The organism is Mesorhizobium sp. M0751 (assembly GCF_040320265.1).
GTDB lineage: Bacteria > Pseudomonadota > Alphaproteobacteria > Rhizobiales > Rhizobiaceae > Mesorhizobium.
Map to the genome: position 1 here is coordinate 101,979 of NZ_JAMYPH010000017.1, position 21,342 is coordinate 123,320.

A 21,342-nucleotide genomic window follows, 5' to 3' on the forward strand; every position below is an offset into this window, starting at 1 on the left:
CGTCATGACAGACCTGCTTTCCGGCATCCGCATCCTTGACCTGACAAATGTGCTGGCCGGCCCGTATTGCGCCTACCAGCTGGCGTTGCTCGGCGCCGACGTCATCAAGGTCGAAACGCCGCAAGGCGGCGACCTGGCGCGCCAGCTCGGTGCCTCTCCGGAGCTCAACCGGGCGGGCATGGGCGCTTCGTTCCTGGCGCAGAATGCCGGCAAACGCTCGGTGGCGCTCGATCTCAAGCAGGAGGCCGACCGCGAACGCTTCCTCGATCTGGTCGCTTCGGCCGACGCGCTGGTCGAGAATTTCCGCCCCGGCGTAATGGACCGGCTGGGGCTTGGCCATGCCAGGCTGAAAGAGGTCCGGCCAAGCCTTGTCTATTGTGCGATATCGGGCTTCGGCCAGACCGGGCCGATGCGCGACAATCCAGCCTACGACCAGATCATCCAGGGTCTTTCCGGCATTATGAGCATCACCGGTACACCGCAAACGGCGCCGCTGCGTGTCGGCTATCCCGCCGCCGATACGCTTGGCGGGCTGGTCGGGGCGTTCGCCATTACCGCCGCATTGGTCAAGCAGAAGACGACAGGCGAGGGCGCGTTCCTTGATGTCTCAATGCTCGAATGCACGCTTTCTGCGCTCGGCTGGCCGGTGTCGAACTATCTGACGACGGACGTCGAGCCACAGCCGATGGGCAATGAAAACATGACGGCCGCACCGTCTGGCGCGTTTCGCACCGGCGACGGCTTGCTCAACATCGCCGCCAACAAGCAAGAGCAGTTCGTCATACTGTGCCGATTGATCGGTCGGCCGGAGCTGGCCTCGGATGTCCGCTTTGCCGAGCGCGAAACGCGCAAGCAGAACCGGATCGCATTGAAGGCGCTGATCGAGGACGCCCTGGCGAACGGCTCTGCCGCCGCCTGGGAGGAGACGTTCAATCGCGCCGGCGTGCCGGCAGGCCGGGTGCTGACAATCCCGCAGGTCCTGCAAGAGCAACAGGTGATCGAGCGCGGCATGACGGCGCGCTTCCAGGCTGTGTCCGGGATGGACAGGCCGCTCACCGTGGTGCGCGGCGGCTTCATGGTCGATGGCGAGGCACCTTTGCCGAGCAGGCCGCCGCCGGGGCTGGGCGAGCATATGGACGAGGTCTTTGCCGGCCTGCCGCCACGCGCCAAGAAAAGAGCGAAGGCATGAGCGGCGAGGAAAAGAAGGCATGAGCGACACGGAAAACAAGACTGGCCGTGCGCGCGGCGAGGAATGGTGGCAGACCGGCATCATCGAGATGCGCCCCGGCGTCATCCGGCTGCGCGGCTATGAAATCCAGGATCTGATCGGCCGCGTCAGCTTTCCGGCAATGATCTGGCTGATGCTGCGCGGCGAACTGCCGAGCGAGGAGCAGGCGGCGCTGCTTGGCATCGCGCTGGGTGCTGCCGTCGACCATGGGCCGCAGGCGCCGTCGATCGCCATCGCCCGCATGGCGATCACGTGCGGCGTCGGCATCAACAGCGCCATGGCGTCGGCCATCAACGTGCTTGGGGACGTGCATGGCGGCGCCGGCGAACAGGCGCTGTCCTTCTACGGAGACATCGCCGCCCAACTGGACGCCGGTGTGCCGCTTGCCGAGGCCGTGTCGGCGCGGCTTGATCGTTTCCTTGTTGGTGAAAACGGCTATGTGCCGGGACTCGGCCATCGTTTCCACCCGGTCGACCCGCGAGCCCCTCGCCTTATCGAACTGACCCGCGACTTTGCTGCGCGCGGCGTCGTCAGCGGGCGCTTCGCCGACATCGCCGAGAGGGTCGAGGCCGAGGTTGCGCGGCGCAAGGGCAAAAAAATCCCGCTCAATATCGATGGCGCCACGGCCGTCATCTACGGCGAGCTCGGCTTCCCGCCGCCGCTGACGCGGGGCCTCTTCGTGCTGTCGCGCTCGGTCGGCATCCTCGCCCATGCATGGGAACAGTCGCAGGAAAGCGACCGCAACAAGGGGCCACTGCCGCGCGAATGGCTGTGGGCCTATACCGGCACGCCGGTGCGGCCTCTGGCCGAGGAAGACGATGGCAATCAGTGAGGCATCGGTTCAAGAGACGGCGGCGGGCGCTGGAACCAATTCCATCCCGACACAGCCGGGGCGGGGCTCCATCTTCTATTGGGCGTGATCTTTTCCGAGAACCGGATTCTGCTTTTCGGGATTATGCTCCAGCTCGGGAATCCCGATGTTCCTCACCAGCGTCGAAAGATCCGGCTCGTCGATCAGCAACGCTGCGTCGGTCGGTGTCAGCCATGCCCGCTGCCGTCTCTCGGCTTCCTGCCAATTGGCAAGTTCCTCGGTTACCTCAAGCAAATAGACGACGACATCGACGCGAACGAAGCGGTTCGTCAGCCGCTTCCAGTAGTGGTAGGTGCCGGCCGGCTGTTTCAGTGTTTTGCCGAGAACACCGGCTTCTTCCTGTGCTTCGATGGTGGCTGCCTTGCGGCCGCTCTTGCCCTTCATCGGCCAGCCCTTCGGTACGATGAAGCGCCTCGTCGTTCGCGATGTGACCAGCATGACCTCGACATCGCCGTGCTCGTTCAGCCGAAAGGGAATCGCCGCGACCTGACGAACCCCGTCGCCCTTCCTTGCCTTGCGTACGACCTTCTTCTTGCTGGCTGCCATTCGATAATCCAGTCGAGGCGGTGCCCAGACGGCAAGGGCAGCGTTGCAAAGTCGCCCGCTTTCAATGGGGCGCAAGCGGAGCGGTTTCCCCAGTATATAAGTCGGCTAAATAAATGAAAGGGACCGGTCGTCAGCGACAAGTGCTGACAAAGCCGCTCCCCGACGGCAGCAACTGGCAAGTTGGCCTCATCTGCGGCACCTCCTGCCGTTGCGGTATTGGGATTTGGCGATCCTGGGCACGGTACTGCTGTTGCTGCTGCTGGTATTGCTGCCGCCGCAGCCTGTTCTCCAACATCTGCAACTGGTCTTGCTGGATTAACACGTTGCGGTCGGCCGGACTGACGACCTGTGCCGATGCAGCAGGATTTACGCCCGACAGCATCGCTGCAGTCAGCACTGCCGACCCAAAAAACTGCAATTGACGGAGCCGCGGCATTCGTTCATTCCCGCACAAACCAATCTCCCTTAATATAGGGCTTTTGTCCGACGACGCCATGGCCGCCGCTGATCTGAAGTGGATTGGGAGAGGCATTGCGGCTTCGGATGCTCGTCGCGTCAATCGACTTCGCGCAGCCGGTATCCGACGCCGGTCTCGGTGGTGATATAGCGGGGCTGGTCGGGCATTTTTTCGATCTTTTGCCTGATCTGCCGGACGTAGACCCTGAGATATTGAACGTCGGTGGAGTCGCCCCAGACCTGCTTCAGCAGGAACTGGTGGGTGAGAACCTTGCCGGCGTGCTGCACCAAGGTGCGAAGAATGTCGTACTCCTTCGGCGAGAGCTTTATCTCCCTGTCCTCGACCTTGACGATGCGCTTCACCAGATCGACGGAGAGGTCGCCGGTTTGGAACACCGGTCTCTCACCCTGCTTCTGGAACTTGTGGCGAAGCGCTACGCGGATGCGTGCCACAAGCTCGTTCATACCGAACGGCTTGGTGATATAATCGTCGGCGCCGAGTTCGAGGGCCGAGACGATGCCGGCCTCGTCGGTGCGGCTGGAAAGGATGACCACGGGAATATCGAGGCCGTCGTCGCGCCATTTGCGCAGCAAATCATGACCGCTCATGCCGGGCAGGCCGAGATCGAGCAGGATCAGGTCCGGTTTTTCCGCCGCCATAAATTCGATCGCCACGTTGGCGTTCGGCGCCTCGCTGATCGCATAGCCCTGGCTGCCGAGCCCGACGCGAAGCAGTTTTCGGATCGGCGGTTCGTCGTCGACCACCAATATCCTGACGTCCAGGCTCGTCATGCCAGATCGTCCATATTCTGATGGCCTGCATCGGGTTCGCCGAGGTTGGGCAGCTCTGTCGGCACCACCTGCATCTTGATGGTGAAAACCGCACCAGAGCGGTCGGTTCTGTTTGCCGCCGAGAGAGTCCCGCCCATCGCTTCAATGAAGCCACGGCAAATCGACAATCCGAGCCCGGTGCCGGCACGCACCTGGTCGCCCTTGCGCACACGGTAGAACGTGTCGAAGACGCGCTCCAGGTCTGCCGGCGGAATGCCTGGTCCCTCATCCATTATCTGCAGGATGACGAAGCCGTTGTCGGCCCAGGCCTGCAGGCGGATCGTCGAACCTGGGGGCGCGTATTTTGCAGCATTGTCGAGGAGGTTGAACAGCACCTGTTCGAACAGAACGGGGTCAACCCGCAACATCGGCAGATCCGATGGAATATCGATCTCGGTCTTGTGCTCGCCGACGATTTTGCGGGCCCGATGCAGGGCTGAGCCGACAATGTCGCCGAGATAGTGAAACGCATAATTCGGCTGCATCGTGCCGGATTCGATTTTGGTCATGTCGAGCAGGTTGGCGATGAAGCGGTTCAGCCTTTCCGATTCATCAAGCACGGTCGACAGCAGTTCCGCCCGGTCCTGCTCGGGAAGTGCGGCCTCGAAGTGCCTGAGTGTTCCGGCCGCGCCCATGATGGCGGCAAGCGGCGTTTTTAAATCGTGGGAAATGGAAGTGAGCAAGGCCGAGCGCAGACGATCTGCCTCGGCCGCAAGCTGGGCCCGGTCAACATCGGCAACGAGCTGGATGCGCTCGATGGCGACCGCCGCCTGGTCGGCGAGCGCATCGAGCAGACGCTGCTGCTCGGGTGTTAGCAGCGGACCTTGCTTGTCGTTGTCGAGGCCGACAACGCCCACTGCCGTGCGTCCGGTCCGCAGGGGCAGATAGAGGCGTTTTGCTCCGGGCAGGGTGTCGGCGCCGCGCCCGGCGGCGCGGTTATGCTCCCACGCCCAGCGGGCTGCTGCGATATCGGCCTCGGCCAGCGTGTCGTCGGGCGGGTAGCCGGCTTTGACCGCGATTGTGCCGTCCTCAGGCAAAAGCAGCACCACGCGCAGCTTCAGCATCAAGGCGATCTGGAAGGCAGTGGCCCATAGCACGTCGTCCAAGGTGCCGGCGCCGGCGAGCTTCTTTGAAAACTTATAGATGTCTTCCGTGGCGCGCGCCCGTGAGCTGGCGGCGATCGCCTGACGCTGCACCCGCGCCGTCAGATTGCTGGCGATAACGGCGACAACAAGGAACACGGCAAGCGCAACGATGCTCTCCGGCTCCCTGATCGTCAGTGTGTAGCGCGGCTCTAGGAAAAAGTAATTGAATGCAAGGGCGCTGACGACACAGGCGTACAAGGCTGGCCAGAGCCCGCTCGTTACAGCCGATGTGAGCACCGCCAGTAGAAAGACAATGGCCAGATTGCGAACGTCGAGAAACTGGTCGAGAACAGTGCTGAAGGCGAGGGAGCCCATGACATAGGCTGTGGCTAGCAGGTAGGGCCTAACCTGAAACTGCTTCTGCTCGGTTGCCGCGCTGACATTTTTCGAGGGTGCGTCGGTGCCCTTGTCGGTTCCCGAAATTACATGGACGCTGATGTTGCCGGCGTCGCGGATGAGATCATAGGTGAGCGAGCCTTCGATCAATTCGCGCCAGCGCGATCGGGTCGGCCTGCCGATCACGATATGGGTGAAGTTGTTCGCCGTCGCGTGGCGAACGATGTCTTGCGCGACGTTCTGACCCGGAATGGTCGTCACCTCGGCACCGAGCTGCTCGGCAAGGCGCAGTTGCGTCGCCAGCCGATCCTTGTCCTCCTCGGGCATGGCAGCTGAACGAGGGGTATCGACATGAAGCGCCGTCCAGGGGGCGCGGAGCCGGTCGGCCAACCTCCGCGCATAGCGTACACGGGCCGCCCCGCCCGGACGCGCATCGACGCAGACGAGTACCCTTTCCCCCGCCGCCCACGGTCCCGGAATGGCGTGGGCCTGCATATGGTTGAGCAACTGCTCGTCGACACGCTGGGCGGTGCGGCGCAGCGCCAGTTCCCTAAGCGCCGTCAGGTTACCCGGCGAGAAGTAGTTCTCGATGGCGCGCTGGGCGGTGCTGGGGATGTAGACCTTGCCTTCCTCAAGCCGCTTGATCAGGTCGTCGGGGGTGAGGTCGACGATCTCGATGTCGTCGGCCTGGTCGATGATGGAGTCGGGGATAGTTTCCCGCACCCTGATGCGGGTGATCTGCGCCACGACATCGTTCAGGCTCTCGACGTGCTGGATGTTGAGAGTCGTGTAGACGTCGATGCCGTGCGTCAGGATTTCCTGGACGTCGAGGTAGCGCTTGGGATGACGGCTGCCTGGCGCGTTGGTATGGGCGAGTTCGTCGACCAGTACCAGCGCCGGGCGCCGGGCGAGGATGGCGTCGAGGTTCATCTCCTCGAGGACCCGCCCCTTGTAGTCGATCTCAAGGCGAGGAATGACCTCGTAGCCTTCGACCAGCGTCTGGGTTTCCTTGCGGCCGTGCGTCTCGACGATGCCGATCACCACGTCGACTCCGTCGGCCAGCCTGGCGCGGCCCGACATCAGCATCTCGTAGGTCTTGCCGACACCGGGGGCGGCGCCGAGAAATATCCTCAGGCGACCGCGCTCCTCCCGCTCGGCATGCGCGAGCAGCGCGTCGGGAGACGGCCTGGTTTCGGCGGTGCGGCTGTCGTCTGGCATAAGGGTCAATCATGAACGGCGCCGGCTTCGGTGTCGATCCCGGCGCCGCCTTTCATTGTTTCATCGCATCGTCCAGTGCAAGGTTGAGGGCCAGCACATTGACCACCGGCTCGCCGATGAAGCCCAACTCGCGGTCCTCGACTTGGCTGTCGACAACCGATTTGATCCTGGATTCATCGACGCCCCTGGCCTTGGCCACCCTGGCAACCTGAAAATAGGCCGCATCGGGGCTGATATGCGGATCGAGCCCGCTGCCGGACGTGGTGACCAGATCCATCGGCACCGGCTGGTTCGGGTTTTCTGCTCTCAACTGTTCGGCGTCGCTCTTGATACGGTCGATGAGCCTCGGGTTGGTTGGGCCGAGATTCGAGCCGCCGGAGGCGGCGGCATTGTAGCCGTCGCCGGCAGCCGACGGGCGGCCATGGAAATAGCGGTCGCTGGCGAAAGCCTGGCCGATCAGCTCGGAACCGACGAGCTTGCCATCCTTCTCGATCAGGCTGCCATTGGCCTGGCACGAAAACAGCGCCTGGGCAATGCCGGTCATGCCGATCGGATAGACCAAACCCGTCAGAACGGTGAAGAAGACGATCATGACGATCGCGGGCCTGATTTGATTGAGCATCGACGTGGTTCCTTATGCGAGACCGAGAGCAGTGATGGCCATGTCGATCACCTTGATGCCGACGAAGGGGACGACGACGCCGCCGAGGCCATAGACAATGAGATTGCGGCTGAGCAGGGCACCGGCGCCGACCGCGCGGTATTTGACGCCCCTCAGCGACAGCGGGATCAGCGCAATGATGATCAGCGCGTTGAAGATGATGGCCGAGAGGATAGCGCTCTGCGGCGTCGCCAGATGCATGACGTTGAGCGCTTGCAGTGGCCCGGCAGTCTGGCCCGGGGCGATGTAGAAGACTGCGAATATTGCCGGGATAATGGCAAAATACTTGGCCACGTCGTTGGCGATGGAGAAGGTGGTCAGCGACCCCCGCGTCATCAGCAGCGCCTTGCCGATTTCGACGACCTCGATCAGCTTGGTCGGATCGCTGTCGAGGTCGACCATGTTGCCGGCCTCGCGCGCCGCAACCGTGCCGGTGTTCATGGCAACGCCGACATCGGCCTGGGCAAGGGCCGGCGCATCGTTGGTGCCGTCGCCGCACATCGCGACCAGCTTTCCCTTGGCCTGTTCGTCGCGGATTAGCTTCAGCTTGTCCTCGGGCGTCGCCTGGGCAAGGAAGTCGTCGACGCCGGCTTCCGCCGCTATCGCCGCCGCGGTCATCGGATTATCGCCGGTTATCATCACCGTGCGGATCCCCATGCGGCGCAATTCGGCAAAGCGTTCTGCGATGCCGCCCTTGACGATGTCCTTCAGGTGGACGACGCCGAGCAGGCGCCCGTCGCGCTCGACGGCCAGTGGGGTGCCGCCGGATTTGGCGATCTCGTCGGCGATCCCCTGGAGGTCGCGGACGGTGTCGCTGCCGGGGCGCGTACTGCCTGTGGCAACGGTCGAGAGGTTGACGTGGGCAAGCACCGCATCGACTGCGCCCTTGCGAACCGTGGAGCCTTCCAGATCGACGCCGCTCATGCGGGTTTGCGCGGTGAAGGGCACGAACGTCGCGTGAAGGCTTGCCATGTCGCGGGCGCGGATGGCGTATTTTTCCTTCGCCAGGACGACGATCGAGCGGCCTTCCGGCGTTTCGTCGGCAAGCGAGGCAAGCTGGGCCGCGTCGGCCAGTTCCTGTTCGGTGACGCCCTTGACCGGACGGAATGCCGTCGCCTGGCGGTTGCCCAGCGTGATGGTTCCGGTCTTGTCGAGCAGCAGCGTGTCGACGTCGCCGGCCGCCTCGACGGCGCGGCCCGACATGGCGAGCACGTTGAAGCGCACCAGGCGGTCCATGCCGGCAATGCCGATCGCTGACAGCAGGGCGCCGATCGTGGTCGGGATCAGCGTGACGAACAGGGCGACCAGCACGGTCACCGAGATATAGCCGCCCGAATACGAGGCGAAGCTCGGGATCGTCGCCGTCGCCAGCACGAAGATCAGCGTCATGCCGACGAGCAGGATGTTGAGCGCGATCTCGTTGGGTGTCTTCTGGCGCTCGGCGCCCTCGACCAACGAGATCATGCGGTCGAGGAATGTATGGCCGGCAGCCGCAGTGATGCGCACGCGGATCCAGTCGGACAAGACCTGCGTGCCGCCAGTCACCGCCGAACGATCGCCTCCGGATTCGCGGATGACCGGTGCGGATTCGCCGGTGATGGCCGCCTCGTTGACCGATGCTACGCCTTCGACCACCTCGCCGTCCGAGGGGATGATGTCGCCGGCTTCGACAAGCACGATGTCGCCGACCTTCAGGCTGGTGCCGGGCACCAGTTTGAACTTGCGGCGGTCGCCGCCGTTCAACAGCTTGGCCTGCGTCTCGGTGCGCGCCCGACGCAGCGAGTCAGCTTGCGCCTTGCCGCGGCCTTCGGCCACCGCTTCGGCGAAATTGGCGAAGAGCACGGTGAACCACAGCCAGATGATGATCTGCAGCGTGAAGCCAAGATCGCCGCCGCCGGTAACGAGATCCTTGACGAACAGCACGGTGGTTAGCGCCGAGACGACGGCGACGACGAACATCACCGGGTTCCGCATCAAGGTGCGCGGGTTCAGTTTTCTGAAGGAACCGGCGATAGCGGGCCACAGAATGCGGGTATCCATGATGCTCACGGATTTCGACGGGCTCATTTGGTGGCTCCAGTGTCGATGTTGTTGACCGGTCGATCGTGTGCCGAACGAAGGTGCGGCGGCCCGTAAGCCAGCAGCCAGATCACGATCAAGGCTGCCGCAATAGCGAGGAATGTGGACAACGTCGGGAAAGGAGGGGGCGTTTTCTCCCCCTCCGGCTCGGGGCGATGCCGGACCTTTCGAGGTATGATCTTGAACCAGGGCATGGCCGTTTCAGAATGTCTGACCGTGAATCATCGCCAGGTGCTCGACGATCGGTCCGACCGCCAGGGCCGGGAAGAAGGTCAGGCCACCGACGATCAGGATGACCCCGACCAGCAGCCCGACGAACAGTGGACCGTCGGTCGGGAAGGTGCCGGCGGAGGCAGGGACCGTCTTCTTCGCAACCAGCGAGCCAGCAATCGCCAACGCTGGAATGATGACCAGGAAGCGGCCCATCAGCATGCCGATGCCGAGCGTTATGTTGTACCAGGGCGTGTTTCCGCTGAGACCGCCAAAGGCGGAGCCATTGTTCGCCGCGGCCGAGGTGTAGGCATAGAGAACTTCGGAGAAGCCATGTGGACCGGTATTGGCGATGGAAGCAACGCCGGTCGGCAGCACCACCGCGATAGCGGTGAAGATCAGCATTGCCAGCGGCAGGCAGAGCACGGCCAGCATCGCCATCTTGACCTCCTTGGCCTCGATCTTCTTGCCGAGATATTCGGGCGTACGTCCGACCATCAGCCCGGCGACAAAGACGGCGATGACGATGAACATCAGGATACCGTAGAAGCCGGCGCCGACGCCGCCGACAATGACCTCGCCGAGCTGCATGTTGATAATCGGGATCATGCCGCCAAGTGCGGTGAAGCTGTCATGCATGGCATTGACCGCGCCGCAGGACGCGGCCGTGGTGATGACGGCAAACAGTGCCGACAGGGCGATGCCGAAACGGCTCTCCTTGCCCTCCATGTTGCCGCCATCGATGCCCAGCGCATGGACGAGCGGATTCCCAGCGGCTTCCGCCCAGTAGCAAACGGCAACGCCGGCGATGAACAGCACGCCCATCGCCGATAGAATTGCCCAGCCCTGGCGCTGGTTGCCGACCATGCGGCCGAAGACATTGGTCAACGCCGCGCCGAGGGCGAAGATCGTCACCATCTGGAGCAGGTTGGAGATCGCGTCGGGATTTTCGAAGGGATGCGCTGCATTGGCGTTGAAGAAACCGCCGCCGTTGGTGCCAAGCATTTTGATAGCGATCTGCGAAGCGACAGGCCCGACTGCGATGGTCTGCTGCGCACCTTCGAGCGTCGTCGCGTTGACGTAGGCAGCGAGCGTTTGCGGCGTGCCAAGATAGACATAGACCAGCGTCAGGACGATGCAGAACGGCAAGAGCAGATAGAGCGTGCAGCGGGTCATATCGACCCAGAAATTGCCGATGGATTTGCCTGAGGCCCTGGCAAAGCCGCGGATCAGCGCGACCGCAATGGCGATGCCGGTCGCCGCCGACAGAAAGTTCTGCACGGTCAAGCCGGCCATCTGCACGAGGTAGGACATCGTGCTTTCGCCGCCGTAGTTCTGCCAGTTGGTGTTGGTCATGAAGCTGGCGGCGGTGTTGAAGGCCAGCCCAGGTTCGACGGCGGTCATGCCGGCCGGATTGTAGGGCAGGCCGCCTTGCAGCCGTTGCATGAAATAGAGCACCAGGAAGCCGGCCAGGTTAAAGAACAGCAGGGCCGCCGCATAGGAGGTCCAGTGCTGCTCCTCGCGCTCGCTGGTCCCTGATATGCGGTAGAGCCCGCGCTCGAGCGGGGCCAGAATTGACGACAGGAATGTGCGCTCGCCGCTGAAAACGCGATGCATGTAGCCGCCGAGCGGCTTGGCCAGCAAAACGACGATCCCGCAATAGACGAGGATCTGCAGCCATCCGTTGATTGTCATGGGGTTGGCTCCTTGCCAGCGGAGATCAGAAGCGTTCCGGGCGAACGAGGGCGTATGTCAGGTAAGCGAGAAGAAACAAGGTCACGGCGCCACCGAGGATATAGTCGAATAGCATGTTACGGTCCCCTAAAATTATAGCTTGTCGCAGGCTTTGATGTAGCCGAAGCATAGAGCAAAGAACGCAATTCCAGTCGCGATAACAACTATGTCCAACCGTGCATTTCCCTATATTTGTTTGTTCCGTAAACTTAGACAAAACTATCCAAGCCCGCGCGCCGCATCATATCGGCGGCCGGATACATCGCTCCGGCGAATATGGATCAAAGTGCCATAAAGGTTCGAGACGGGACGCCGAGCAAAGAAATTAAAATCCCATAAGGATTTCGCCGCCTCGGCGCTGGCCACAGCTTTAGGAGGGAGGTGCGCACCGGCGCGCGAAGCTGCCGGGATCAGTCCGCGCGGGTATAGATCACCGCGTAATCGTCCGTATAGGCCCGCTTCCAGCCCAGTTCGTCGAAGAACGGAATGCGGCTGTCGTCGGCGGTCAACAATGCCCAGTCTATCGCATATTTGTCGAGTTGGGCTTTCAGGATTGGCTTGCCCCGGCTGTGCCCCGTCTGCTCATCCGTTTCCGTAAAGCCATTCAGGAAGAGCTGATCCGCGCGGCCGTCGATAAACGTCTTGATGCCGTGGAAAATCAGCGTGCCGCCGAAATCGTAGGAGTTCAGCAGATTGCCCGACAGATTATGGGTTTGGGCGAAGGCCAGTGCGTCTCTCGCCGAGGTCTTCTGGCTCGGCGCGACCGGATAGGTCGTGAAGGCGGCAGCCGCCAAAACCGGCAAAACGGCAAGTCCAGCGCAAATCCTGGAAAATTGCCGTGCGAAAAATTGTTCAAGTCCGTCGCGCTTTTCCGCCGCCCATTTCTCGGCTGAAAGCGCTGGATATTGTTGCGCGACCTCGACGGCAAGGACCACCGGCACGAGAAGAAAGAACAGATACATGAACCGTATGTGGGTGAGATAGACGTGCAACGTAAAGGCAAGGAACAGCGCCTTGGCCCAGCCAATGCGCAATCTCGACACGAGCAGCCCGAAAAATGCCACCAGAAGGGCCACCTCCTGGAGGGTATGCCGCGAGGCGTCGAATGGCTGCCACTCCGCAATGTAAGGCACCGCCTCATTGCCATAGGCCACGGTGAATGTGGCGAGTATGGCCTTGACGCCATAGGGATTGAGCAGGCTGACCAGCGGGCAAAGCAGCCCGAAAGCGATCCACTTGGCCAGCAGCCGAGGGTTCGACAAGCGCGTGCGCATGACGAGGTCGAGGCCGGCGAAGGCGGCGATGACGAAACCGAAGGTGAAGGTGGCATGGAGATTGGCCCACAGGCAAAGCAGCGCCAGCAACCATAAAGGCGGCGCTTTCTCGTTGCGTGCGGCCTGGAAAAGACCGGCGGTCCAGACGACGATGATAGGCAAGGTAAAGATGTGCGGCCGGGCGACGTAGATCGGCCCGATCACCAGCGCGAGAACCAGCGTCACTCCTATCGCCAGCGTCGGCTTCAACCACGCGCTGAGATACCACGACGTCAAGAAGATCGTCAGCGCGATTACTGCAGTCGCCAGCAGCACCACGCCGTTCCAGCCGCCGGCTTCAAAGGCAATTGCAAGGAGAACCTGGCTAAGCCATTCCTTGGCGATCCATGGCTGGCCGGCAAAAGTGTAGGAATAGATGTCGACAGTGGGGAATGTGCGGCTTGCCAGCATATCCATGCCGACCTTGATGTGCCACCAGCTATCGGGATCCTGCAGGAGGGAGGTGGCAAAGGCGAGGAGCGCCGCCGCCATCACGACCGCCGCCAGCAGGCAAAATACCAGCCTCACATGCCGTATGTCGTCTATCGACGGCCTCGCCTCACCAGATATCCCGCGCATATGCCATCCCTGAGCCGCGATAGCGGAAGGGATAGGCCGAATTTGTTAGAAAACCGATAAGCCGCAAGATTGCGGCCACAACCCTGTGCCGCGCTTCCAACCGGCTTGGCGCGTTCAGCCCTCGGCCTTGAAGTTCTTGGCTTCCTTCTCGACCTTCGGGCTGTCCTTGCCGTGCTTGCGCATCAGATCCTTCGCCTGCTTCGGCGAAACGTCGGTGGTTTCGGCCAGACGCAGAGCCTCCTTTTCGTCCGGATCGCGCGTCTTGCGGTCGGCCATTGCGGTTTTCTTGTCAGCCATTACGACGCTCTTATGCTCTCGGCGATTTCGTTCAGCACCTTGCGGTCGGTGCCGTGGCGCTTGATCAGCGTGCGTGCCTGATCCGGGGTGATGCCCGCTTCCTCGGCGAAGTGACGTACCTCGTAGTCTTCGCCGCCCGCCACTCGTGAGCGGTCGCGACTGTCGGTCTTGTTTTTGTCGTCGGCCATGGCAGCTCTCCTCATCTCAACGAGAGCATAACGGGCAAGATTTCAGCGAGTTCCTTCGTGCGTGTCGCCCAATTACCGCCTTCGGGCATGACCCGGCATGAGCAGCGGTTTTGCTCAAAGCAAGGTCTTGGCGCCAGGCCGACCTTCACGCACAAACAGGCTGGCCTCTTTGGCGGCGCTGTCAACCGCCCGCCGCTATTCCTGGGCGCAGCCTGGTATTCGTTCCGGATTGCTAATGGGAGCGATGGTCGAACATGACGCCCATGGTCCTACCAACGGCCGTCATGACGATAAGCTCGACGAGATCGTCGTCACTGTCGCCGCAGGCAGGGGCCGTCCTGCGAACGATGTCCAGCATCGCCCTCGTCGATATGGTGTCGCCGGCGCCGAATCGTGAAAGCGCAGATGAAACAAGCTCTTGGGCCGTCAAGTCGGCGAAAGCCATCCGCTGCACCACGTTCATTGGCTTCCTCCCACCATGAACCCTCTCCCGGGAGAATGATACGCCGAACGTCGCATTTCGCCAGCGAAATGGTGGTCCTACCAGCGTGGGGCCAGCGACCGAAATCGTCGGTTTTGCGTGGGGCAATCCGGGCGCGAGGCGGCAGCGCTTTTGTGCCATGTCACTTCGCCAAAGACCGATCCCGGCGGCCGGGATCGGTCTCAATTTTACTTGGCAGTCTGATTGCTTGACAGTGTGGTCTGCTCGGTTGCGGCTGAAGCCAGCGCGGCAAGAGCCACGATGCGGGCAGGACCAGGACGGTTCGTCGTTCCACGGAAACGCCGAACCGGTCTGGCTTTTTTGTTACACAATTCCGGACGGAAAACCGTCACACATTTCCCGGAATTGCTCGTCTTGTGACTCTAGGCGGCAAGGTCGCTCGGAAGCTTGCCGCCATTCTCGGCCAGCTTTTTCATCAGTGCGTCGTGCAGCCACAGATTCATCGTTACGGTGTCGTTCATGTCGCCGGTGTAGTTCAGCTCGTGCGCAAGCTCCTTGCGGGCGCCGAGGCTACTGTCGATATTCAGAGCCTTCATCAGATCAACGATCGAATTCTTCCAGTTGAGCTTCTGTCCCTTCGCGGCCACCGCCTTGTCGAGAATGGCAGCGATGTCCGGAGCAGAGGACGGCGCGGCCGGCGCTGCTGAGGCCGGGGTTGCAGCCGGGGCGGATCGGGTAGGCGCCGTCGGCTGGGTGGCCGTGCTCGAAGCAGGCGCGGGAGACGGTTGCGCCAGTGGCGCTTCGGCCGCAACCGCGTTTCCAAAAATCGCACCTTTGATACTGTCGAAAATGCCCATTGCTATCTCCTGGGTTGGCCTGACGGTGTGTTGCCTTGACGGTCGGTGAGGCGACCGTTGCCGAATGCCGCATTGAGCGCCCTGGTTGTACCGGACCACGAACGCAACGCAGGGGCAACCCCAAACTGGCTAAAAGGTAAAGGCTTGGTTGTATTGGGGAATCGGCTCAGTGATCCTGCCCGAGAGTAGAATAGATTGGATCGCGGCTCGCCGACAAATCGTCACGCGCAATGGGCGAGGAAACGGTTGGCAGTCAGTTTTGCTGACGCAGACCAGAAAAATCATTTAGTTTCGTGTTCGCAATTCGCTGAGAGGAACGAAGCCATGACAGCAGTCGTCGCATCCGACAGGCTCGAACGTTCGCTGGTTTGGGCAGAGGACGACCCGTCGGTCAAATGGGCCGGCGCCTTCGCGGCTTACGGCGGGCACGGCACCACCCAGTCCTCGGTCATTGTCTACGAGATCGAGCCCGGCAAGCGGCTCGGCTGGCACAGCGACGCCACAGAGGAGACGCAATACATCATCGCCGGCACCGGCGAGCTACATATGGAGGGCGGCACCACCCACCCGGTCGGGCCCGGCAGCGTCCTGGTACTTCCGACGCCGGTCCGGCACGACCTCGTCAACACCGGCACCGAAACCCTGCGCGCCGTCGCTTTCTTTGCGGCGGCGATGTTCACGCAGACATTCGACGATGTCATGCTGCCGCCGAAATCCCATGTCCTCGGCACGCCCAATCGTGCGGGCTGAATGCGTGCCGGCGAGAATCATCACGCCTGCGGATTGCGGACTTGGAGCTGATATGAGCGCGCGCGCGGCCGGCAAGCGGTTCGGCATCGTTACGCGTCTGCGTCAAGGGCCGACCGGCTGATGGCGCCCGTCAAGGTCGACCCCGCCAAGGTGCGCGAGTTCAGGGACGCGGAAAGCTTCCATGCCTGGCTTGGCGAGCATCACGACAGCGAGGACGAAGTCTGGATCAAGATCCACAAGCTCGATTCGGGACTGCCGTCGATTACGCCGAAGCAAGCCATCGACGTGGCGTTGTGCTGGGGCTGGATCGATGCGGTGCGAAAGGCGTTGGACGGCAAAAGCTACCTGCAGCGCTACACCCCGCGCGGCAAGAAGAGCACCTGGAGCCAGATCAATGTCGACAATGTCGCCCGGCTGATCGAGGAGGGCCGGATGACCGAGCACGGGCTGAAACAAGTCGAGGCAGCCAAGGCAGATGGCCGCTGGGCGCGCGCCTATAGGAGCGGCAAGGAGATGAAGATCCCCGACGATCTGCAGGCGGCAATAGACGCCGAGCCCAGGGCGAAAGAGATGCTGGCAAAGCTAAGCGGGCAAAACCGCTTCGCGCTCGCCTTCCGCACCCACAACATGAAGACCGAAGCGGGACGCAAGAAGAAGATCGCGGCTTTCGTGGAGATGCTGAAGCGCGGCGAGACGATCTATCCGCAACGAAATCGCGATTCTGGATGAACATTTGGCCGCGCTTGTCTCCGGCATCTCGTGCTTGTCCCTGTCGGCGAGCCCCGAATGCGGCCGGATCGCAGATCAGGCGCACCTTCGATCCTGGCGATGTCGCCGACGACTTGTTTTCGACGAGCGTCGCCCGGCACTTCGACACCAGCTCTCATTCGTTTAGTTGATGCAGGAAAAAAGTCCCGTCCTCACAGTCGACATAGTATATTAGCAGGCGCTGTTATGAGGTTTTTGCCCGTTCAGGAGCCGACTGGCACGTGGGCCGTGTTTGATGCGACCGTGGACGTGCCTGCGAATTTCGCTGGCAGTTGCCTTATCGGCCTGCCGCGGGAGCGGGCGGAGTGGCTCGCAGCAAGAGCCAATCGAGATGCTGCAAAAGGCACTTCGATTTGCCGGTTGTCAGTTGCCGGGCCAGCACAAGCCGCGGTTCTTGGACTTAGACCGATAGGAGAGACTTCGATGATGCACGAACAGGTAATGGAAGCTGCGTTGGCAGCCAGAAATCAGGAAGTGGATATTTGTGGTGTCTTCGACATCACCAACAAAACCGATGCGCCAATTGGCTCTCGCCGATTGGGCGAGGCTATCCACTTTGTCGCCAATGCACCTATTGTTGGCTATGACGTTCACGCCGCCGTGATCAGATATGGCCCACTCGGAACCCCCAGCCTCAGAGCAACAGATTGCGAACAGCTGTGGGAGAAGTTTGGCGAGGCTTTGCTGCAACACTGACGGGCAGACCTTTGGCGCGTGTGGCACGACGATCGTGCAGGACACTTCCCTGGCGAGAACGACATGGAAGCCTGGCCGGTAATGTTGCAATTAAATTAGCGTGAGTGCATATTTTTTGCTGGCTGGACTCGCAACCGGCCAGGCCCGGCGGCCGACCGCCAACGGGCTGTCAGGCCGGCGACAAATGGTGCCGCAGGCCCGACGGTCCCTTGGCAAAGATCGCTGGAACCACAGCATGATGCGGCGGCAAAACGGGTTTGGGAGAATGACATGCCTAAGGTTTCGGAACTCTTTTTCAAGACAGCTATCGTCTTTCTAATTCTGGGAATTGCAGCTGGCCTGCAGATGGCAATTTCAGGCGATCACGGCGCGTTTCCGGCTCACGCGCACATCAACCTGCTGGGATGGGTCACCAGTGCAATATTCGGCGGCTATTATGCGCTGAACCCGGCGAAGGCGGCCCGCAGGAGCGCGATGATCCACTACGGCGTCTACAATCTCGGCCTGGTCGTGATGCTGCCGGCGCTTTACCTGATGCTGCAGGGAAATCCGGCGCTCGAGCCGATCGTCGCCACCGGCTCAATGATTGTCGCTGTCGCCGTGCTGATCTTTGCCTTCGTGGTTTTCTCCAGCGAAACAGAGCGCTCAGTCTCGGGAATACAAGCGGTCCCGCGCTAGACGGGGCGGCGATAGTGCCGAGTCGACCAAAGCCCGTGCTTCTGGTGAAGCGCGGGCCGATTGGTTGTAGGCTGATCTGAGGCAAGGGTGCGGCGAGATGAAAGCCGCTCAGTAGCCTTCGCGCGCCCCTCTGCCTGCCATGCTGCTTATCGCGGCCTTCATTCTGGCGTTGTGCCTGCGTCCCTAGGAAGGTGAAAATATCGACACTTCTTGGATCTTCGCCGAAACGACTGCCTTGTGCTTTTGGGGCGCGACGCCCAGCGAGCGCAGGTGCGACGTTGATGCAGCCTTGTTGTTGGCGACGCAGCACGACGGGGTCATCGTCAAACGACGGTAGAGCGCGCGGACCTACTGTTGCGCGAACCGGTCCCCGAGCGTGTTTGCTTCGGCCAATCTTGCCAGCGATTGTTCGACTTTCTGCGCCGAGGCGTCTGTGCGCTTGATGTGCCGTATCATTTGCTGCCTCAACAGCGCGAGCCTTGCGACGCGATATTCGTCGCCGTATCTCGCAGTTTCAAGGTGGAGGGTCGCGAGCATCATGGGTCAATTCTTCCGATCGATCTTCGTCATGCGTTCCCGGGCCTCAATCACGCGTTTTTGCTCAGACCGTATGCGGTCGCACAACGCGAGATTGACGGCGACACAGCCATCGTTCAACAACAGTTCATTCGCACGCTTCAGCGAGCGCTCGGCCCGTTTAACGCGCAGCCTGGCATTGGCCAGTTCGAAGCTAAAAATATCAATCATCATCATACCGCTTCGTTTGCGGTCCCTTCGATTGTTAACCGGCGTCGATCCCATTTGTTCCGACTGCACGCGGCGCAGCAGGAAGGAGCTTGTCTTTCGCCCGTGCTGGGCCGTTCGCGATGGCGGGGCATGCTAGGTGGGCGGGCTGGTGCAAGGCGAAGGTGTGAAGGCCTGGCCCGTAGTCACGTTCTGTTCACTCTGGCTAATGTAAGCTGGCCGCCTAGAATTCGCCGCGAAGGTGTTTGACGCGGAGCTTCACACCAGGCTTGACCCAATGCGCCGCGAGCACAGCCATGTGGTCACCGTGGCTCGAGTGTCAGCAGATGTGGTAAGGGTGAGTGTCGGCGAGTAGCAGAGGTCCAGCAACAATGACTTTGAGGCGAACCAGAGCTTACGGCACATCCGGCTTGGTTCTAGCGGTTTGCACTGTGTTTGCTTGGCAGAACGCCGCTGCCGCTCAAAATTGCGACGCAGCCGCGACGCCTGGCGTCAATTGGCAAGAGTGTGACAAGAAGCTTCTCATCCTAGATGGACAGGACCTGAGCGGGGCGAACCTGTTCGGTGTTGATTTCACTTCGACCGACCTCAGGAACACCAATCTCCGTGCGGCAAATCTTGAGAAGGCAACTCTTGTGCGTGCTTCCTTGGCCGACTCGACCGCCAAAGGCGCCCGGTTCGACAGAATCGAGGCCTACAGGACCGACTTCAGCCGTATGGACGCGCAGGGCGCTGTGTTTGCGAGCGCAGAAATGCAGCGCTCGAATTTCCAGGACGCCAATCTGACCAATGTTGATTTCACAAAGGCGGAATTGGGTCGTGCGCAGTTCCATGACGCCGATATCAGCGGCAGCCGCTTTTCGTTTGCCAATCTCGCACGCGCGGACTTCCGAGGAGCGAGGTTCACCGCGCCGATAGACTTTGACCGCGCCTTTTTCTTTCTGACCCGTATCGAGGGCCTCGACCTTTCCAATTCGGCGGGTCTGTCCCAGTGGCAGCTCAACATGGCTTGCGGAGACGCGCGGACCGAGTTGCCTTCGGGCTTGACGAGGCCTGAAAATTGGCCCTGTCAATTCCAGCAGGAATAGTTGTCGGCAAGGAACTGCGGCAATGCTGCGCCGGAGAGGATTCGAACCTGTAACTTTGTGCCGCGGGCATGCCCATTAAGGTCGAAGCCACCACCCGAGACGGCGAACTCCGGATATCCCTGTCTAATGCCGGAGAGCCCATTCCGCACGAGACAATGCAGGGGATCAGCATTAAGGAATATAATCCTCCCGTTGCGGCGAGCCCCTTCAACGGAAAATCGCCATGACTCGAAAGACCCTCGCCGACACTCTGTCCGCCCGCGAAACGATCTATTCAATTGTGCGCACCCGATGTGCTGCAAATCGACGAAACGTGACATCCAGGCGCTGATTGACAGGCTCGGCCATGACCACGGCTCGATGCATGACGACTTGGTCGGGCTCTTTGTCTGCTCAAATTGCAAGGCTGCCGGCCGTGACCGACCTTCTTCGCATGCATTCCTGACTACGAAGGCCATCAGCGGGCGCGCAATCGCGACTGGAAGCCAACTTTGGAACGAAGGGGCTGAAAGTGGCCGGCGCCGCTTGGGGGGCGTTGGGGTAGATTGCCTGTAGGCGCCGGCGGGGCGGATTGGGGTCCGCAGACGCGAATCCTGGGGGCTGCCCTGCGGTTTTTCCGGACACTCCGATTCCCAAGCAAAGTCAACAAAGGGGCGGCGGCATGGTGGCGGAGCTTCATCGTTTGCGGACGTTAGGAACGGAAAGGCCGCAACTCACAAAGCGAAACAATAACAGACGCTTAAGTTGGTATCTGGCGGAGAGAGCGGGATTCGAACCCGCGTTACGGTTTCCCGTAAACACACTTTCCAGGCGTGCGCCTTCAACCACTCGGCCACCTCTCCGTCTTTAGCATTTTCGACGCGGCCGGTTTCGCCGCGCGGGTTGGGGAGATGCATCTCCTTTGGGATTCCGGACCGGAATTCCGGCCGTGGGCGCCGTCGACCAGCGGATACCCTTTCCCGCACCTGAGCCGTCAAAGCAACAGGCGCGGGGCTCATCTAGTCGATCCGGTGCCGAATGCCAAGACATAACGATAGTCTATTCGCTTTGCCGGATACGGATGCTCACCCCATGTTACCGGTGCACCGGTAGGGAGCCTATCGAAAGGGGCGGCCGAGGTGTGCTCGCCGTCCGGCGCGCCGCCGGTTCCGCGGAACCGGCGGTCGCGGGTTCAACTTCGCGTGTCGCGATTGCAGGCGAAGCAAGTAGATCCTATCTAACAGTCCGACACGACATTCTGATAATCTCCTGGGGAGGAAGGGTCTGGATGTTCCGCTTCATCTTTCGTCTCGCTGCAATGGTCGCGCTGTCGGTTTCGGTCATCATGGCCGTGCTCGATGCGACCCGCTCGGTGGCGGCTTCGGCGCTGGTGATGACCCCGCTTAATACCAGCTGGCTTGCGGTCTCGCCGGATACGCGCAGCGCCTTCGAAAGCTTCGTCCGCGACAAGGTCAATCCGCTGCTGTGGGATGGCGCCATCGCCTGGGTGCTCAGCCAGCCCGGCTTCGCCGTGTTCGCGGTGCTGGCGTTCATTCTTTACGCCATCGGCTACAGGCGGCAGCGCCCCAGCGGGCGGTTTGCCGCGACCTGAAATTCCAGCTTTCCCGGACCCTGCGTTCGTGGACCG

General features: G+C 61.5%; 23 protein-coding genes and 1 tRNA gene. 8 read left to right on the top strand and 16 right to left on the bottom strand.

Annotation, left to right across the window (positions count from 1 at the left end; genetic code table 11):
• The first annotated feature begins 4 nt into the window (after positions 1-4).
• Both NKI19_RS23860 and NKI19_RS23865 read left to right on the top strand, forming a co-directional pair.
• Entirely contained in the window at positions 5-1,189 is a 1,185-nt protein-coding gene (locus NKI19_RS23860; protein WP_352488653.1) for a CaiB/BaiF CoA transferase family protein, read from the top strand.
• A 19-nt stretch (positions 1,190-1,208) separates the two neighbouring features.
• Entirely contained in the window at positions 1,209-2,060 is an 852-nt protein-coding gene (locus NKI19_RS23865) for a citryl-CoA lyase (RefSeq protein WP_352488654.1), read from the top strand.
• Between the two features lie 75 nt (positions 2,061-2,135).
• Here NKI19_RS23865 and NKI19_RS23870 read toward each other — a convergent pair whose 3' ends face one another.
• The 13 genes from NKI19_RS23870 to NKI19_RS23930 form a co-directional block, all read right to left on the bottom strand.
• Positions 2,136-2,645, bottom strand: coding sequence for an NUDIX hydrolase (locus tag NKI19_RS23870; RefSeq protein WP_352488655.1), 510 nt, complete (start codon positions 2,643-2,645; stop codon positions 2,136-2,138).
• Positions 2,646-2,775: 130 nt separating this feature from the next.
• Complete coding sequence (locus NKI19_RS23875) at positions 2,776-3,081, bottom strand: hypothetical protein (protein WP_352488657.1); 306 nt, start codon at positions 3,079-3,081, stop codon at positions 2,776-2,778.
• Between the two features lie 119 nt (positions 3,082-3,200).
• Positions 3,201-3,893: a response regulator transcription factor gene (locus NKI19_RS23880; RefSeq protein ID WP_352488658.1), complete on the bottom strand. Its 693-nt coding sequence runs from the start codon at positions 3,891-3,893 to the stop codon at positions 3,201-3,203.
• A complete protein-coding gene (locus NKI19_RS23885; protein WP_352488659.1) occupies positions 3,890-6,631 on the bottom strand; it encodes a DUF4118 domain-containing protein in 2,742 nt (913 codons plus the stop codon). The genes NKI19_RS23880 and NKI19_RS23885 overlap by 4 nt, the downstream gene beginning before the upstream one ends.
• Before the next feature lie 52 nt (positions 6,632-6,683).
• On the bottom strand, positions 6,684-7,253 hold the full coding sequence (gene kdpC, locus NKI19_RS23890; protein WP_352565611.1) for a potassium-transporting ATPase subunit KdpC: 570 nt from the start codon (positions 7,251-7,253) through the stop codon (positions 6,684-6,686).
• 12 nt (positions 7,254-7,265) lie between these two features.
• Positions 7,266-9,359, bottom strand: a complete 2,094-nt coding sequence (kdpB, locus tag NKI19_RS23895; RefSeq protein WP_352488662.1) for a potassium-transporting ATPase subunit KdpB — start codon at positions 9,357-9,359, stop codon at positions 7,266-7,268.
• A 213-nt stretch (positions 9,360-9,572) separates the two neighbouring features.
• Positions 9,573-11,276, bottom strand: coding sequence for a potassium-transporting ATPase subunit KdpA (kdpA, locus tag NKI19_RS23900; protein ID WP_352488663.1), 1,704 nt, complete (start codon positions 11,274-11,276; stop codon positions 9,573-9,575).
• Positions 11,277-11,301: 25 nt separating this feature from the next.
• Entirely contained in the window at positions 11,302-11,445 is a 144-nt protein-coding gene (locus NKI19_RS23905; protein ID WP_352489107.1) for a K(+)-transporting ATPase subunit F, read from the bottom strand.
• A 280-nt stretch (positions 11,446-11,725) separates the two neighbouring features.
• Positions 11,726-13,207, bottom strand: a complete 1,482-nt coding sequence (locus NKI19_RS23910) for a hypothetical protein (protein WP_352565613.1) — start codon at positions 13,205-13,207, stop codon at positions 11,726-11,728.
• Positions 13,208-13,321: 114 nt separating this feature from the next.
• Positions 13,322-13,504: a hypothetical protein gene (locus tag NKI19_RS23915; protein ID WP_254816845.1), complete on the bottom strand. Its 183-nt coding sequence runs from the start codon at positions 13,502-13,504 to the stop codon at positions 13,322-13,324.
• The gene (locus tag NKI19_RS23920; protein ID WP_352488666.1) at positions 13,504-13,692 is read right to left on the bottom strand and encodes a DUF3606 domain-containing protein; all 189 of its coding nucleotides are present in this window, start codon (positions 13,690-13,692) and stop codon (positions 13,504-13,506) included. The genes NKI19_RS23915 and NKI19_RS23920 overlap by 1 nt, the downstream gene beginning before the upstream one ends.
• Before the next feature lie 232 nt (positions 13,693-13,924).
• The gene (locus NKI19_RS23925; RefSeq protein ID WP_352488668.1) at positions 13,925-14,155 is read right to left on the bottom strand and encodes a hypothetical protein; all 231 of its coding nucleotides are present in this window, start codon (positions 14,153-14,155) and stop codon (positions 13,925-13,927) included.
• Positions 14,156-14,556: 401 nt separating this feature from the next.
• Positions 14,557-14,991: a DUF3597 domain-containing protein gene (locus NKI19_RS23930; RefSeq protein ID WP_352565615.1), complete on the bottom strand. Its 435-nt coding sequence runs from the start codon at positions 14,989-14,991 to the stop codon at positions 14,557-14,559.
• A gap of 324 nt (positions 14,992-15,315) precedes the next feature.
• Between NKI19_RS23930 and NKI19_RS23935 the strand changes: the two genes are divergently transcribed.
• From NKI19_RS23935 to NKI19_RS23950, 4 genes are all read left to right on the top strand, one after another.
• On the top strand, positions 15,316-15,741 hold the full coding sequence (locus NKI19_RS23935; protein WP_352488670.1) for a cupin domain-containing protein: 426 nt from the start codon (positions 15,316-15,318) through the stop codon (positions 15,739-15,741).
• A gap of 120 nt (positions 15,742-15,861) precedes the next feature.
• Complete coding sequence (locus NKI19_RS23940; protein ID WP_352488671.1) at positions 15,862-16,470, top strand: YdeI/OmpD-associated family protein; 609 nt, start codon at positions 15,862-15,864, stop codon at positions 16,468-16,470.
• A 462-nt stretch (positions 16,471-16,932) separates the two neighbouring features.
• On the top strand, positions 16,933-17,205 hold the full coding sequence (locus tag NKI19_RS23945; protein ID WP_352448287.1) for a hypothetical protein: 273 nt from the start codon (positions 16,933-16,935) through the stop codon (positions 17,203-17,205).
• Positions 17,206-17,475: 270 nt separating this feature from the next.
• Complete coding sequence (locus tag NKI19_RS23950; RefSeq protein WP_352465920.1) at positions 17,476-17,883, top strand: hypothetical protein; 408 nt, start codon at positions 17,476-17,478, stop codon at positions 17,881-17,883.
• Positions 17,884-18,231: 348 nt separating this feature from the next.
• Here the strand turns inward: NKI19_RS23950 and NKI19_RS23955 are convergent, their stop codons facing one another.
• Positions 18,232-18,423 (bottom strand): hypothetical protein, encoded by a 192-nt coding sequence (locus NKI19_RS23955; RefSeq protein WP_352488672.1) that lies wholly within the window; start codon positions 18,421-18,423, stop codon positions 18,232-18,234.
• A 3-nt stretch (positions 18,424-18,426) separates the two neighbouring features.
• A complete protein-coding gene (locus NKI19_RS23960; protein WP_254816855.1) occupies positions 18,427-18,636 on the bottom strand; it encodes a hypothetical protein in 210 nt (69 codons plus the stop codon).
• Positions 18,637-18,998: 362 nt separating this feature from the next.
• Between NKI19_RS23960 and NKI19_RS23965 the strand changes: the two genes are divergently transcribed.
• Positions 18,999-19,715, top strand: a complete 717-nt coding sequence (locus NKI19_RS23965) for a pentapeptide repeat-containing protein (protein WP_352488673.1) — start codon at positions 18,999-19,001, stop codon at positions 19,713-19,715.
• A gap of 752 nt (positions 19,716-20,467) precedes the next feature.
• Here NKI19_RS23965 and NKI19_RS23970 read toward each other — a convergent pair.
• A tRNA-Ser gene (locus tag NKI19_RS23970) sits at positions 20,468-20,557 on the bottom strand.
• Positions 20,558-20,982: 425 nt separating this feature from the next.
• Between NKI19_RS23970 and NKI19_RS23975 the strand changes: the two genes are divergently transcribed.
• Positions 20,983-21,306, top strand: a complete 324-nt coding sequence (locus NKI19_RS23975) for a hypothetical protein (protein WP_352488674.1) — start codon at positions 20,983-20,985, stop codon at positions 21,304-21,306.
• The last annotated feature ends 36 nt before the right edge of the window (positions 21,307-21,342 follow it).

Excerpts from the sequence above, each read along its gene's own strand:
- NKI19_RS23860 (WP_352488653.1), top strand. The coding sequence starts at position 5 with ATGACAGACCTGCTTTCCGGCATCCGCATCCTTGACCTGACAAATGTG.
- NKI19_RS23865 (WP_352488654.1), top strand. The coding sequence starts at position 1,209 with ATGAGCGACACGGAAAACAAGACTGGCCGTGCGCGCGGCGAGGAATGG.
- NKI19_RS23870 (WP_352488655.1), bottom strand. The coding sequence starts at position 2,645 with ATGGCAGCCAGCAAGAAGAAGGTCGTACGCAAGGCAAGGAAGGGCGAC.
- NKI19_RS23875 (WP_352488657.1), bottom strand. The coding sequence starts at position 3,081 with ATGCCGCGGCTCCGTCAATTGCAGTTTTTTGGGTCGGCAGTGCTGACT.
- NKI19_RS23880 (WP_352488658.1), bottom strand. The coding sequence starts at position 3,893 with ATGACGAGCCTGGACGTCAGGATATTGGTGGTCGACGACGAACCGCCG.
- NKI19_RS23885 (WP_352488659.1), bottom strand. The coding sequence starts at position 6,631 with ATGCCAGACGACAGCCGCACCGCCGAAACCAGGCCGTCTCCCGACGCG.
- kdpC (WP_352565611.1), bottom strand. The coding sequence starts at position 7,253 with ATGCTCAATCAAATCAGGCCCGCGATCGTCATGATCGTCTTCTTCACC.
- kdpB (WP_352488662.1), bottom strand. The coding sequence starts at position 9,359 with ATGAGCCCGTCGAAATCCGTGAGCATCATGGATACCCGCATTCTGTGG.
- kdpA (WP_352488663.1), bottom strand. The coding sequence starts at position 11,276 with ATGACAATCAACGGATGGCTGCAGATCCTCGTCTATTGCGGGATCGTC.
- NKI19_RS23905 (WP_352489107.1), bottom strand. The coding sequence starts at position 11,445 with ATGCTTCGGCTACATCAAAGCCTGCGACAAGCTATAATTTTAGGGGAC.
- NKI19_RS23910 (WP_352565613.1), bottom strand. The coding sequence starts at position 13,207 with ATGCGCGGGATATCTGGTGAGGCGAGGCCGTCGATAGACGACATACGG.
- NKI19_RS23915 (WP_254816845.1), bottom strand. The coding sequence starts at position 13,504 with ATGGCTGACAAGAAAACCGCAATGGCCGACCGCAAGACGCGCGATCCG.
- NKI19_RS23920 (WP_352488666.1), bottom strand. The coding sequence starts at position 13,692 with ATGGCCGACGACAAAAACAAGACCGACAGTCGCGACCGCTCACGAGTG.
- NKI19_RS23925 (WP_352488668.1), bottom strand. The coding sequence starts at position 14,155 with ATGAACGTGGTGCAGCGGATGGCTTTCGCCGACTTGACGGCCCAAGAG.
- NKI19_RS23930 (WP_352565615.1), bottom strand. The coding sequence starts at position 14,991 with ATGGGCATTTTCGACAGTATCAAAGGTGCGATTTTTGGAAACGCGGTT.
- NKI19_RS23935 (WP_352488670.1), top strand. The coding sequence starts at position 15,316 with ATGACAGCAGTCGTCGCATCCGACAGGCTCGAACGTTCGCTGGTTTGG.
- NKI19_RS23940 (WP_352488671.1), top strand. The coding sequence starts at position 15,862 with ATGGCGCCCGTCAAGGTCGACCCCGCCAAGGTGCGCGAGTTCAGGGAC.
- NKI19_RS23945 (WP_352448287.1), top strand. The coding sequence starts at position 16,933 with ATGATGCACGAACAGGTAATGGAAGCTGCGTTGGCAGCCAGAAATCAG.
- NKI19_RS23950 (WP_352465920.1), top strand. The coding sequence starts at position 17,476 with ATGCCTAAGGTTTCGGAACTCTTTTTCAAGACAGCTATCGTCTTTCTA.
- NKI19_RS23955 (WP_352488672.1), bottom strand. The coding sequence starts at position 18,423 with ATGATGCTCGCGACCCTCCACCTTGAAACTGCGAGATACGGCGACGAA.
- NKI19_RS23960 (WP_254816855.1), bottom strand. The coding sequence starts at position 18,636 with ATGATGATGATTGATATTTTTAGCTTCGAACTGGCCAATGCCAGGCTG.
- NKI19_RS23965 (WP_352488673.1), top strand. The coding sequence starts at position 18,999 with ATGACTTTGAGGCGAACCAGAGCTTACGGCACATCCGGCTTGGTTCTA.
- NKI19_RS23975 (WP_352488674.1), top strand. The coding sequence starts at position 20,983 with ATGTTCCGCTTCATCTTTCGTCTCGCTGCAATGGTCGCGCTGTCGGTT.